The sequence below is a fragment of the Rhizobacter sp. P3_C12 genome, from assembly GCF_056402735.1.
Map to the genome: position 1 here is coordinate 18,751 of NZ_JBFUGW010000043.1, position 13,038 is coordinate 31,788.

Genomic DNA, 13,038 nt, shown 5'->3' on the forward strand with positions numbered 1-13,038 from the left:
CCGCCCGATCGGGTGTGTGCTACTCGGCGTCGCCGGTGTAGCTCGCGAGCGATTCCGCGCCCTGGAGCTGCTCGCGCCAGGTGCCGGTGACCTTCGCCAGCTCCTGCTGCGCCGAGGCCGTCAGCACGATCGCTTCCGAGGTCTTGGCCACCACCAGCGGATCCTGCTGCTGGCCGCGCAGCTTGAACTCGAAGTGCAGGTGCGGCCCGGTCGCCCAGCCGGTCATGCCGACGTTGGCGATGTGGGTGCCCTGTTCGACATGCTGGCCGCGCTTCACGTCGATGCGGCTCAGGTGGGCGTACACCGTCTCGCGGTCGTTGCTGTGGCGGATCTTCACGACATTGCCATAGCCGTTCTGCCAGCCGGCGAAATCGACCACGCCGTCGCCGACGCTGCGCACCGAGGTGCCGGTCGGCGCGCCGTAGTCCACGCCCAGGTGGGCGCGCCAGCTCTGCAGGATCGGGTGGAAGCGCATCGAGAAGCCGGAGGTCACGCGCGAGAACTCCAGCGGGCTGGCGAGGAACGCGCGGCGCTTGCTCTGGCCGTCGAAGCCGAAGTAGCCGCCCTTGCCGGACGGGTCCTTGAACCACACGGCCGAGTAGCTGCGGCCGTTGTTGACGAACTCGGCGGCCAGCACGCGGCCGGCGGCCTGGTTCCAGGTGATCACCTCGCCGTCGGCGGTCAGCGCCTCGTAGACGACGCTGAAGCTGTCGTTCTTGCGCAGTTCGCGGTGGAAGTCGATGTCGGTCGAGAAGATCTCGGCCATCTGCACGGCCACCGGGTCGGGGATGCGCGACTCGTCGGTGGCGGCGAACAGCGAGCTGCGGATCGTGCCGCTGCCCAGCCGCACCTGCGCCGCGAGCGCCGCCTGCTCCACCCGGGACTCGAAGCGGCCGTCGACGCGCTTCACGCTGAGCCGCGAGAAATGGGTCGCCCATTGCGCCGGATCGGCGGCCGGAAAGCGGGCCACCAGTTCATCGAGCTGGCCCGATGCGTCGCTGCGCACCCGCACCATCTTGCCGGCACGCCCTTCGAGCAGCAGGCGGGCCGTCTTGTCGCTGCGCAGGAACGCGGCGGCCGCGACATCGGTCACGTTGACGCGGCGCAGCAGGCTGTCGGCGGTGTCGGCGTTGCGGGTCAGGTCGCTGCGGTAGAGCGACAAGTCGTGGCTGGCCAGCACCTCCAGCTGCGATCCGACATCCTCGGGGGTGACGCTTTCCGTCACCACGCGGCGCGGCAGGTCGGATGCATCGGGGGCCATCGGCGCGATGGCGAAGGCGGTGACGCCCGCGCCCATCAGCAGCGCGACCACGGTACCGGCGAGCGTGCGCGGGTGGCGATGGACGAAACGCTGGGTGGTGGTGCCGGCCGAGGCCAGCGCGTGATCGAGAGAATCCAACGAGTTCACTGCTGTGAAGGGCGGTGAGGCCCTGTCTGCAAGCACACCGCCATCGGACGCCGCGCTCTGGGTCTGTCTTGCTGCCTGCAGGCGTCCACTAGAATCGCGGTCGCTTGCGGGCCCCTGTGTCTGGAGGGGGCCGGCACCCGGAAGCGGCGCAGTATAGCCACCGACTTCCGCGCCAATGTTTCCGGCACTATTCCCGGAATAACCCCACGAGTTCGTTCTGCAACCGGCCCCGAAAACCATGTCCGCCCAGCCGCCTTTTCCGATCACCGACCGCACGCGCGAGGCGCTGGCGGTGTCATTGAGGGGCTGTGACGAGCTGTTACCCGAAGGCGAGTGGCTGAACAAGCTCGCACGCTCTGAAGCAACCGGCGTGCCACTGCGCATCAAGCTCGGGCTGGACCCGACCGCGCCGGACATCCACATCGGCCACACCGTGGTGCTGAACAAGATGCGCCAGCTGCAGGACCTGGGCCACACGGTGATCTTCCTGATCGGCGACTTCACGTCGATGATCGGCGACCCGTCCGGGCGCAACAACACCCGCCCGCCGCTGACCCGCGAGCAGATCGAGGCCAACGCGCAGACCTACTACCGCCAGGCCGCGCTGGTGCTGGACGAGAGCCGCACCGAGATCCGCTACAACTCCGAATGGAGCGACCCGCTGGGCGCGCGCGGCATGATCCAGCTGGCATCGCGCTACACGGTGGCCCGCATGATGGAGCGCGACGATTTCACGAAGCGCTTCAAGGCCGGCACGCCGATCAGCGTGCACGAGTTCCTGTACCCGCTGATGCAGGGCTACGACTCGGTCGCGCTGAAGAGCGACCTCGAGCTCGGCGGCACGGATCAAAAGTTCAACCTGCTGGTGGGCCGCGCGCTGCAGAGCGAGTACGGCCAGGAGCCGCAGTGCATCCTGACGATGCCGCTGCTCGAGGGGCTGGACGGCGTCGACAAGATGTCGAAGAGCAAGAACAACTACATCGGCATCACCGATGCGCCGAACGACATGTTCGCGAAGATCCTGTCGATCAGCGACACGATGATGTGGAAGTACTTCACGCTGCTGAGCTTCCGCCCCGAGGCCGAGGTCGCGGCGCTGAAGGCCGAGGTCGACGGCGGGCGCAACCCGAAGGATGCGAAGGTGCTGCTCGCCAAGGAGATCACCACCCGCTTCCACAGCGCGGCGGCGGCCGACGCGGCCGAGGCCGATTTCAACAACCGCGCGAAGGGCGGCATCCCCGACGTGATCGACGAGATCGCGCTGGCGGGTGCGCCGCTGGGCATCACCGCGCTGCTGAAGCAGGCGGGGCTCGCGCCGTCCACCAGCGAGGCCGGCCGGCTGATCGAAGGCTCGGGCGTGCGCGTCGACGGCGACGTCGTCAGCGACAAGGGCCTGAAGCTCAACGCCGGCACCTACGTCGTGCAGGTCGGCAAGCGCAAGTTCGCGCGCGTCACGCTGGGCTGATCGCGATGCGGCGGCGCAGCGTTCTCGTCGGGGGGCTGGCAGGCGGGTTCGCTGTCGGGTTCGCAGCGGGCGCGCAGGCCGCGCCGTCCGAGGCCGAGCGCGCGCGCATCGAACGCCTGATCGCCTGGGTCGGCGCGCAGAAGGACCTGAAGTTCATCCGCAACGGCAGTGCCTATTCGCCGGCCGATGCGGCGAAGTTCCTGCGCGGCAAGTTCGACAAGATGGGCGAGCACGTCACCACCGCCCGGCAGTTCATCGACGAGATCGCGAGCCGCTCCAGCACCAGCGGCCAGCCCTACCTGATCCGTTTCGCCGACGGCCGCAGCGTGAGCGCGGCGCAGTTCCTCGGCGACGAACTCCAGCGCATGGACCGCTGATGGGCGCACTGATGGGTGTCGAGGCCCTGCTGCGCCTGTCGGTGCTCGCGGCGCTCGCCACCATCGCGCTGAAGACGGGGGCCTGGTGGGTCACCGGCTCGGTCGGCCTGCTGTCGGACGCGATGGAGTCGCTGGTCAACCTGGTGTCGGCGCTGTTCGCGCTGCTGATGGTGAACATCGCGCGCCGGCCGGCCGACGAAGACCATCCGTCGGGCCACACGAAGGCCGAGTACTTCTCCAGCGGCTTCGAGGGCATGCTGATCGCCGCCGCCGCGGTGAGCATCGTCTGGGCCGCGGTGCTGCGTTTCGCGCACCCGCAGCCGCTCGAGTCGCTCGGCTGGGGCCTGACGCTGTCGGTCGCCAGCTCGGCGATCAACGGCCTGCTGGCCTGGCGGATGATGGCCGGCGCGCGGCAGCACCGCTCGATCGTGCTGGAGGCCGATGCGCGCCACCTGATGACCGACGTGTGGACCTCGGCCGGGGTCATCGCGGGCCTGGTGCTGGTCCAGCTGACCGGCTGGCTGTGGCTGGATCCGGTGCTGGCCATCGGCGTCGCGCTGAACATCCTGCGCGAAGGCGCGCAGCTGGCGTGGCGCTCGGTCGAGGGGCTGATGGACAGCGCCGTCGAGCCGGAGATCCGCGAGCAGATCGATCGCACGCTCGCGCAGTTCGGTCACCACCCGATCCGCTTCGACCACGTCGTCACGCGGCGCGCCGGGCAGCGGCGCTTCATCGACCTGCACATGCACGTGCCGGCCGACTGGACGCTCGGGCGCGCGGCGGCATTGCGGGCCGACGTCGAGCAGGCGCTGATGGGCGACGTGCCGGGGCTGCGGGTCTCGATCCAGCTGCTGCCGACGAACGTCGAGACGCAGTCCACGGACGCTGCAGTCGCATGAGCTCCCGATGATCTCCATCACGCAGCGGGTGTCGCAGGCGCGCGTCGAGGTGGCGGGCGAGGTCATCGGCGCGATCGACGCCGGCCTGCTGGTGCTGGTCTGCGCCGAGCCGGGCGACACGCCGGCGATCGCCGACAAGCTGGTCGCGAAGCTGCTGAAGCTGCGCATCTTCGGCGACGAGCAGGGCAAGATGAACCGCAGCGTCACCGACATCGGCGGCGGCCTGCTGATCGTCAGCCAGTTCACGCTGGCAGCGGACGTGTCGGGCGGCAACCGGCCCAGCTTCACCGCGGCGGCGCCGCCGGCGCTGGGCCGCGAGCTCTATGAGCGGGTGCTCGCCACCGCGAGGTCACAGCACCCGAACGTCGCCAGCGGCGAGTTCGGGGCGGACATGAAGGTGCATCTCGTCAACGACGGGCCCGTGACCATCCCGATCACGATCCGTTCGTAGCCCGGATGCCAATCCGGGTTTCGTGGCCCGCGATGCAAACCCGGATTGGCATCCGGGCTACACGTCAGTCTGCGTATTGACCCGCGGCCTTGATGATCGGGCCCCACTTGTTGATCTCGGCCTCGACGAACTTCTTGTGCTCCGGGCCGTTGACGCGCGCGTCGGTCATCACCACGGCGCCCAGGCCTTCTTCGCGGTGGATGAAGTCCGGGTCCTTCAGCGCGATCTTCAGCGCTGCGTTGATCTTGTCGGTGACGGCCTTCGGCGTGCCCTTCGGCGCGTACAGCGCGTGCCAGATGCTGACGTTGAAGCCCTTCAGCCCCGATTCGTCGAGCGTCGGCAACTTGGCCAGCGCCGGCGTCGTCAGGCGCTTGGTGCTGGTGACCGCATACGCCTTCACCTTGCCGCCGGCGATCTGGCTGGTGGTGTTGGTGGTCTGGTCGCACATCAGGTCGACCTGGCCGCCCAGCAGGTCGGTCATCGCCGGGCCGGTGCCCTTGTACGGCACGGTCGTCATGTCGACCTTGGTGGTGCTCATGAACAGCAGGCCGCACAGGTGCGAGGCCGATCCGAGCCCGGCGTTCGCCAGGTTGATCTTGCCCTTGTTCGCCTCGAGCCACTTGGTCAGCTCGGCATAGGTCGTGGCCGGCAGCGTCGGCTTGCCGATCAGCGTCATCGGCACTTCGTTGATCATGCCGAGGTACTCGAAGTCCTCCAGCGTCTTGTACTGCATGTTGCGGTACAGCGCCGGCGAGGTGCTCATGCCGATGTGGTGCAGCAGCAGCGTGTAGCCGTCGTTCGACGCCTTGGCCACCTTGGTCGCGCCCAGCGTGCCGCCGGCGCCGCCGACGTTGTCGATGATGATGACCTGGCCGCCCAGCGGCTTGCGCAGCGCCTCGGCCAGGTCGCGCGCGACCTTGTCGGTCGGGCCGCCGGCAGAGAACGGGACGACGATGGTCACCGGCTTCTCGGGGTACTCGGCCAGGGCAGCGGTCGCCGTCAGCAGTGCGGCGCCAGCCAGCAGGAGTTTCTTCATGGTCGTGTCCTTTCGAGCAAGCGTGTCGGAGAGTCGGAAGACCCGAGCTTAAGGAAGCTCCGAGGCGCCGGCATGGCGGAAACTACGTAACCCGGAGACCATGCAAGGCCATTCAGGCGAGGTGGTCGGCCAGCACCCGGGCGACGTGCAAGGCCTCGCGCTGCGCCCCGTCGGCGATCTGGTGCCTGCAGCTGGTGCCGTCGGCGACGATGATCGCGTCGGGCGCCTCGCGCACCGCCGGCAGCAGGCTCAGCTCGGCCATCTGCATCGACACCGCGTGGTGGCTCGCCTCGTAGCCGAAGCTGCCGGCCATGCCGCAGCACGAGCTCTCGATCAGCGCCGGCAGCGCGTTGGGAATCAGCTTCAGCACGTCGAGCACCGGCTGGATCGCGCCGAACGCCTTCTGGTGGCAGTGGCCGTGCACCCGCATCGCCTGCGTCGCCGGCCGCAAGCGCGGCGCGAAACGGCCTGCCTTCGCCTCGCGGGCGAGGAACTCCTCCAGCAGCAGCGCGTGCTCGGCCAGCAGCTTGGCGTCATCGCCGAGGCCCATCACCAGCATCTCGTCGCGCATCGTCAGCAGGCACGACGGCTCCAGCCCGACGATCGCGATGCCGCGCTGCGCGAACGGCAGCAAGGCCTTCAGCAGCTCGCGCGCATTCGCCTTCGCCTGCTCCGGCATGCCGGCGGCCAGGTAGGTGCGGCCGCAGCACAGCGGCGCGCCCGGCCGGCTCGCGGCATGCACGGCGTAGCCGGCCGCCTGCAGCACGCGCACCGCGGCGGTCGCGTTCTCGCTTTCGAAGGCGCCGTTGAAGGTGTCGACGAACAGCACGACCGGCTTGTCGGCCTGCAGCACCTCGGCGCGCGTGACCAGGCCGATGTGCGGCGCCGCGCGGCGGAAGGTGTCGCGGCGAAAGCGCGGCAGGCTGCGCCGGGCCGAGAGGCCCAGCCAGCGCTCGGCCAGCCCCTTGGCGCCGGGCAGCGTCTCGCGCAGGTTGAACAGCCACGGCGCGGCGCTCGCGAGCCGCGCATAGGCCGGCAGGTGGGCGACCAGCCGGTCCTTCAGCGTGTGGCCGTGGCGGGCCTTGTCGTGCGCGGTGAACTCGAGCTTCATCTTCGCCATGTCGATGCCGGTCGGGCAGTCGCGTTTGCAGCCCTTGCAGCCGACGCACAGGTCCATCGCGTCGCGCACCGCATCGCTCGTGAAGCCCTGTTCGCCGAGCTGGTTCGACAGCGCGAGCCGCAGTGTGTTGGCGCGGCCGCGCGTCAGGTGCTGCTCGTCGCGCGTGACGCGGTAGCTCGGGCACATCGTGCCGGCGTCGAACTTGCGGCAGTGCCCGTTGTTGTTGCACATCTCGACGGCCTTCGCGAAGCCGCCGGCCGCATCGCCGCCGGTGCCGGGCGCGCTCGTGGTCTCGGTCGCCGGGTCGTTCTGCACGTTCCAGGCCGACCAGTCGAAGACCGGCTTCAGCGCGATGGTCTTGTAGCCCGGCGCATAGCGGAACAGGCTCGCATCGTCCATCTTCGGCGGGTCGATGATCTTGCCCGGGTTCATCAGGTTCAATGGGTCGAGGTGCTGCTTGATCGCGCGGAAGGCCTCGTTGAGGCGCGGCCCGAACTGCCACTCGATCCACTCGCCGCGGCACAGGCCGTCGCCATGCTCGCCGCTGTAGGCACCCTTGAACTTGCGCACCAGCGCGCTCGCCTCCTCGGCGATCGAGCGCATCTTGTGCGCGCCGCCGCCCGGCCCGCCCTGGCGCATGTCGAGGATCGGCCGCACATGCAGCGTGCCGACCGAGGCATGCGCATACCAGGTGCCCTTGCTGCCATGGCGGTGGAACACCTCGGTCAGCGCGTCGGTGTACTCGGCCAGGTGTTCGAGCGGCACCGCGCAGTCCTCGATGAAGCTGACCGGCTTGCCGTCGCCCTTCAGGCTCATCATGATGTTCAGGCCCGCCTTGCGCACCTCCCACAAGGCCTTCTGCGGCGCCTCGTCGCGCATCTCGACCACGCTGCCCGGCAGCTGCAACTGATCGCCCATCAGCTCGACCAGCTGCTTGAGCTGCGCGAGCAGCACCGCCTTGTCGTCGCCGCTGAACTCCACCAGCAGGATCGCCTGCGGCTCGCCGACCAGCGCCGACTCGATCGTCGGGCGGAACGCCGGGTTCGCGCGCGACAGCTCGATCATCGTGCGGTCGACCAGCTCGACCGCGCTCGGGCCCAGCTTCACGATGTGCTGCGCCGAGTCCATCGCGGCATGGAAGCTCGGGTAGTTGACGACGCCGAGCACCTTGTGGCGCGGCAGCGGCGCGAGCTTCAGCGTCAGGCTGCGCGTGAACGCGAGCGTGCCTTCGGCGCCGATCAGCAGGTGCGCCAGGTTGACGCTGCCGTCGGCGGTGTACGGCCGCTCGCTCTGCGGGCGGAAGATGTCGAGGTTGTAGCCGCCGACGCGGCGCATCACCTTCGGCCAGCGCAGGTCGATCTCGTCGCGTTCGGTGGCCGCCAGGCCGCGCACGAAACCGGCGATCGCGGTCTCCTTCGCGCCCAGCTGGTCGACGCGGCCGAAGCGCACATTGCTGCCGTCGCTCAGCCAGGCCTCGGCGGCGAGCACGTTGTGCACCATGTTGCCGTAGGCGATGCTGCGCGAGCCGCAGGAGTTGTTGCCGGCCATGCCGCCCAGCGTGGCCTGCGCGCTGGTCGACACGTCGACCGGGTACCACAGCCCGTGCGGCTTCAGGAAGGCGTTCAGGTGGTCGAGCACGATGCCGGGCTCGACCTGCACCGTCATCGCGTCGCGGTCGAACGCGATCACCTGGCGGTAGTGCTTGCTGGTGTCGATCACGAGCGCCGCGCCGGTGGTCTGGCCGCACTGCGAGGTACCGCCGCCGCGCGGCAGCAGCGGGGTCTTCAGGTCGCGGGCGATGTCGATCGCGGTGGCAATGTCTTGCGCGCTGCGCGGCACGAACACGCCGACCGGCATGATCTGGTAGATCGACGCATCGGTCGCATAGCGGCCGCGCGAGGCGATGTCGAACAGCGTCTCGCCCTGCGTCTCGGCGGCGAGTCGGCGAGCCAGCTCGGCCGCCTCGGGCGTGCCGAAGTCGCGCATCGAGCGGCCGGCCTCGCGGGCCACGCCGGCGTCGACCAGCGTGTTCATGCCGACACCTTCGGCGAAGAATCGAGCTCGCCGTGCTTCATCAGTTCGAGCACCACGTCGCGCTTGTTCAGCAGGTGCTGCACCAGCAGCTGGCGCAGGCCGGCGGCGTCGCGTGCCGTGAGCAGCTCGATCATGCGTTCGTGCTCGCCCATCGCGCGGGCCCACTTGGCCTCGTCGCAGTTCGAGCGGAAGCGCAGCGCCTGCAGTCGTGCGTTCACCGTGGCATAGGTCTGCGTCAGCACCGGGTTGCGCGCCGCGGCATTGATGTGCCGGTGGATCACCGCGTTGATGCTGTAGTAGGTGGGCAGGTCGCGCCGCGTGTAGGCCGCGAGCATCTCGAAATGCAGGGCTCGGATCTCGGCCAGCTCGGCCTCGGTGATGCGTTGCGCCGCCAGCTCGCCCGACAGGCCTTCCAGACCGGCGATCACCTCGAAGGTGTCGGCGATGTCCTGCGCCGAGAGTTCCATCGCGACCGCGCCGCGGTTCGGCAGCAGCTCCACCAGCCCTTCGGCGGCCAGCATCTTGATCGCCTCGCGCAGCGGGGTGCGCGACACCTTCAGCTCCTCGCACAGCGCACGCTCGTTCAGCTTGCTGCCGGGCGGGATGTGGTTCTCGACGATCAGCTGGCGCAGCCGCGTGCACACCTGTTGGTGCAGCACCTGCCGGGGGATGGAAATGATGTCGGCCATGGCGAGCTTTCTGAATTTGTATTCATTTTCTGAGCAAGTCGATGGTCATCATACGGACGCCATAGCGGGTGGCAACCATTGACAAAAGAATTTTGTATGCAAAACTCAGACGCATTCGGACCTCGTCAGGAGTCGTCATGATCGCGCTAGACCAGCACCCCAGCGGCCGTCATTTCCTGCAGATCCCCGGGCCCAGCCCGGTACCGGATCGCATCCTGCGGGCGATGAGCCTGCCCACCATCGATCACCGCGGGCCGGAGTTCGGCGTGCTGGGGCTGAAGGTGCTGTCCGGCATCCAGCAGGTGTTCCGCACGCGGCATCCGGTGGTGATCTACCCGGCGTCCGGCACCGGCGCATGGGAGGCGGCCCTCGCCAACGTGCTGAGCCCCGGCGACGCGGTGCTGATGTACGAGACCGGCCACTTCGCGAGCCTGTGGCAGAAGATGGCGCTGCGCCTGGGCCTGAAGCCGGAGTTCCTCGCGCTCTCCGGCACCGATGCGCTGACCGGCCTGCCGAACAGCTGGCGCCACGGCGTGCAGGCCGACCTGATCGAGAAGCGCCTGCGCGAAGACGCCGGCCATGCGATCAAGGCGGTGTGCGTGGTGCACAACGAGACCTCCACCGGCGTCACCTCCGACATCGCCGCGGTGCGCCGCGCGATCGATGCGGCCAAGCACCCGGCGCTGTTGCTGGTCGACACGATTTCGGGCCTGGCCAGTGCCGACTACCGGCATGACGAGTGGGGCGTCGACGTGACGGTCAGCGGCTCGCAGAAGGGCCTGATGCTGCCGCCGGGCATCAGCTTCAACGCGGTGTCGCCGAAGGCGATCGAAGCCAGCCGGAAGGCGCTGCTGCCCAAGGCCTTCTGGGCCTGGGACGAGATCATCGAGATCAACAAGACGGGCTACTGGCCGTACACGCCGAACACCAACCTGCTGTACGGCCTGAGCGAAGCGCTCGACATGCTGCTCGACCAGGGGCTCGACACGGTGTTCGCGCGCCACCAGCGCTGGGGCGAGGCGGTGCGCAGCGCGGTGCGGGCCTGGGGCCTGCCGATCCAGTGCGCCGACGCATCGGTGTACTCGCCGGTGCTGACCGGCGTGATCACGCCCGAGGGCGTCGACGCCGACGTGCTGCGCAAGCTGATCCACCAGCGCTTCGACCTGTCGCTCGGCACCGGGCTCGGCCGCGTCAAGGGCCGCATGTTCCGCATCGGCCACCTCGGCGACTGCAACGACCTGACGCTGATGGCGGCGTTGTCGGGCGTCGAGATGGGGCTGAAGCTGTCGGGCATCGTCACCGCGGGCAGCGGTGTGCAGGCGGCGATGGATTACTTCTCTTCGCATCCGCAGAGCACGGCCCTGAAGGCCGCCGCCTGAAGACACCGCATTCCACAACAGTCAGGAGGTTCGCATGCAACGTCGTTCGCTACTCCAGGCCGCGGCCGGTGCCGTCGCCAGCCTGGGCGCGCCCCGCCTGTTCGCGCAGGGACTGCCCTCGGGCCCGATCCGCATCATCGTGGGCTTCCCGCCGGGCGGCGGCACCGACGCGCTGGCGCGCGTGCTGGGCCAGAAGCTGGGCGTGATGTGGGGCCAGCAGGTGATCGTCGAGAACAAGGCCGGCGTCGCCGGCGTGCTGGCCGCCGACTACGTGGCGCAGCAGCCGAGCGACGGCAGCACGCTGCTGATGGCGCACATCAACAGCCACGCGCTCGCGCCCAGCCTGCAGCCCAAGCTGAACTACAACGTCGAGCGCGATTTCGTGCCGATCATGCTGGTCGGCGTGACGCCCAACCTGCTGATCGCCGGCACGATGCAGCCGGCCGTCACGGTGAAGGACATCGTCGCGCTGTGCAAGGCCAGGCCCGGCGAGATCAGCTTCGGCTCGGCCGGCTCGGGCTCGGCCCAGCACCTGGCGCTGGAGATGTTCAAGCTGAGCGCCAAGGTGAATGCGCTGCACATCCCGTACAAGGGCAGCGCGCCGGCCATCACCGACCTGATCGGCGGGCAGATCAACTACGTGTTCGAGACGATGACGGCGGCCACGCCGCATGTGAAGGGCGGCAAGGTGATCGCGATCGCGCAGACGCGCACCCGACGCGCGAAGGGCCATCCGACGGTGCCGACGATGGCCGAGCAGGGCTTCCCCGATTTCGAGGCCACCACCTGGTACGGCCTGGTCGGCCCGGGCAAGCTGCCGAAGGGGCTGGCGCAGAAGATCAACGACGACGCCAACAAGGTGATGGCGATGCCCGACGTGCAGGAGCGGCTGGAGAGCTACGGCGCCGAAGACGGCGGCGGCTCGTCGGAGAAGTTCACCGCGTTCATCCACTCCGAGATCGCGAAGTGGGCGAAGGTGGTCAAGGAAGGCCACGTGAAGTCGGACACCTGATCAGTCGTATTTTCGCGCGTCCTCGATGACGCGTCCGTCATTGGGCAGGCTGCCCGGCGTGCACAGTTCCACCTCGCCGCGCAGCTTGGTCACGTCGCGGATCGCCTCGGCAATGCGCGTGGCGAGGCCTTCCGGCGCGTCGCTCGCTTCGACACGCAGCACCATCCGGTCGCTCGCCATCTCGCCGCTGACCACCAGCCGCGCCCGCACGATCTCCGGGAAGCGCCTGGCCACCTCGGCCACCTGCGACGGGTGCACGAACATCCCGCGCACCTTGGCCGTCTGGTCGGCGCGACCCATCCAGCCCTTGATGCGCGTGTTGGTGCGCCCGGTCGGGCAGCGGCCCGCCAGCACCGCCGACAGGTCGCCGGTGCCGAAGCGCACCAGTGGGTAGTCCGGGTTCAGCGTGGTCACGACCATCTCGCCGACCTCGCCTTCGGGCACCGGGTCGCCGGTACCGGGCCGCACGATCTCGACGATCACGCCTTCGTCGAGCACCAGCCCTTCGCGGGCCTCGGTCTCGTACGCGATCAGCCCCAGGTCGGCTGTCGCGTAGCACTGGTAGCCTTCGATGCCGTGGCCGCGCAGCCAGTCGCGCAGTGCCGCTGGAAAGGCCTCGCCGCTGAGCAGCGCGCGCTGCACCGAGCCGAGCGAGCCGCCGCCCTCCAGCGCCTTGTCGACCAGGATCTTCAGGAAGCTCGGCGTGCCGGCATAGCCGTGCGGCCGCAGCTCGCGCATCGCCTGCAGCTGCAGCTCGGTGTTGCCGACGCCACCGGGGAACACGGTGCAGCCGAGCGCGAGCGCGCCGCCTTCCATCATCGAGCCGGCCGGCGTCAGGTGGTAGCTGAAACTGTTGTGCACCAGGTCGCCGGCGCGAAAGCCCGCCGCATGCAGTGCGCGGGCGGCGCGCCAGTAGTCGGTGGCCGCACCCTCGGGCTCGTAGATCGGACCGGGCGACTGGAACACGCGGCGCGCGCCGCCCGGGCGGCGCAGGCCGCGCCAGCCGATGGCCGAGAAGCCGCCGAACGGGTCGCTGGCGCGCTGCGCCTGCTGCAGCGCCAGCAGCTCGTGCTTGCGGATCACCGGCAGCGCGGCGAGCGCCGTGCGGTCGGTGATGCGCGCGGCATCGGCACCGGCGGGCAGCGCGGCGAATGCCGGCGCATGGGCC

General features: G+C 69.2%; 11 protein-coding genes. 6 read left to right on the forward strand and 5 right to left on the reverse strand.

Annotation, left to right across the window (positions count from 1 at the left end):
* Positions 1 to 19: 19 nt before the first annotated feature.
* A complete protein-coding gene (locus AC1DXV_RS09795) occupies positions 20 to 1,399 on the reverse strand; it encodes a peptidoglycan DD-metalloendopeptidase family protein (RefSeq protein WP_477933396.1) in 1,380 nt (459 codons plus the stop codon).
* Between the two features lie 247 nt (positions 1,400 to 1,646).
* On the opposite strand from AC1DXV_RS09795, the gene tyrS reads away from it, so the two are divergent.
* From tyrS to dtd, 4 genes are read left to right on the forward strand one after another with little or no spacing between them, the layout of a single operon-like run.
* Positions 1,647 to 2,873 (forward strand): tyrosine--tRNA ligase, encoded by a 1,227-nt coding sequence (tyrS, locus tag AC1DXV_RS09800; RefSeq protein ID WP_477933398.1) that lies wholly within the window; start codon positions 1,647 to 1,649, stop codon positions 2,871 to 2,873.
* A gap of 5 nt (positions 2,874 to 2,878) precedes the next feature.
* Positions 2,879 to 3,250: a DUF5329 family protein gene (locus AC1DXV_RS09805; RefSeq protein WP_477864553.1), complete on the forward strand. Its 372-nt coding sequence runs from the start codon at positions 2,879 to 2,881 to the stop codon at positions 3,248 to 3,250.
* An 11-nt stretch (positions 3,251 to 3,261) separates the two neighbouring features.
* Positions 3,262 to 4,149 carry a cation diffusion facilitator family transporter gene (locus tag AC1DXV_RS09810; protein ID WP_477864556.1) on the forward strand — a complete coding sequence of 296 codons (888 nt, stop codon included), beginning with the start codon at positions 3,262 to 3,264 and terminating at the stop codon, positions 4,147 to 4,149.
* 7 nt (positions 4,150 to 4,156) lie between these two features.
* Positions 4,157 to 4,600: a D-aminoacyl-tRNA deacylase gene (gene dtd, locus AC1DXV_RS09815; RefSeq protein ID WP_477933400.1), complete on the forward strand. Its 444-nt coding sequence runs from the start codon at positions 4,157 to 4,159 to the stop codon at positions 4,598 to 4,600.
* A 64-nt stretch (positions 4,601 to 4,664) separates the two neighbouring features.
* On the opposite strand, the gene AC1DXV_RS09820 is transcribed toward dtd, so the two are convergent.
* The 3 genes from AC1DXV_RS09820 to AC1DXV_RS09830 all read right to left on the reverse strand — a co-directional run bounded on the left by AC1DXV_RS09820 (position 4,665) and on the right by AC1DXV_RS09830 (position 9,479).
* On the reverse strand, positions 4,665 to 5,636 hold the full coding sequence (locus AC1DXV_RS09820) for a tripartite tricarboxylate transporter substrate-binding protein (RefSeq protein WP_477874451.1): 972 nt from the start codon (positions 5,634 to 5,636) through the stop codon (positions 4,665 to 4,667).
* 112 nt (positions 5,637 to 5,748) lie between these two features.
* On the reverse strand, positions 5,749 to 8,742 hold the full coding sequence (locus AC1DXV_RS09825) for an FAD-binding and (Fe-S)-binding domain-containing protein (RefSeq protein WP_477933405.1): 2,994 nt from the start codon (positions 8,740 to 8,742) through the stop codon (positions 5,749 to 5,751).
* Between the two features lie 44 nt (positions 8,743 to 8,786).
* The gene (locus AC1DXV_RS09830) at positions 8,787 to 9,479 is read right to left on the reverse strand and encodes a GntR family transcriptional regulator (protein WP_477867434.1); all 693 of its coding nucleotides are present in this window, start codon (positions 9,477 to 9,479) and stop codon (positions 8,787 to 8,789) included.
* Between the two features lie 137 nt (positions 9,480 to 9,616).
* On the opposite strand from AC1DXV_RS09830, the gene AC1DXV_RS09835 reads away from it, so the two are divergent.
* Both AC1DXV_RS09835 and AC1DXV_RS09840 read left to right on the forward strand, forming a co-directional pair.
* On the forward strand, positions 9,617 to 10,858 hold the full coding sequence (locus tag AC1DXV_RS09835) for a pyridoxal-phosphate-dependent aminotransferase family protein (protein WP_477867432.1): 1,242 nt from the start codon (positions 9,617 to 9,619) through the stop codon (positions 10,856 to 10,858).
* 34 nt (positions 10,859 to 10,892) lie between these two features.
* Positions 10,893 to 11,870, forward strand: a complete 978-nt coding sequence (locus AC1DXV_RS09840) for a Bug family tripartite tricarboxylate transporter substrate binding protein (RefSeq protein WP_477867430.1) — start codon at positions 10,893 to 10,895, stop codon at positions 11,868 to 11,870.
* Here the strand turns inward: AC1DXV_RS09840 and AC1DXV_RS09845 are convergent.
* A partial coding sequence (locus AC1DXV_RS09845) for a phenylacetate--CoA ligase family protein (RefSeq protein ID WP_477933403.1) occupies positions 11,871 to 13,038 on the reverse strand: 1,168 nt, incomplete at its 5' end.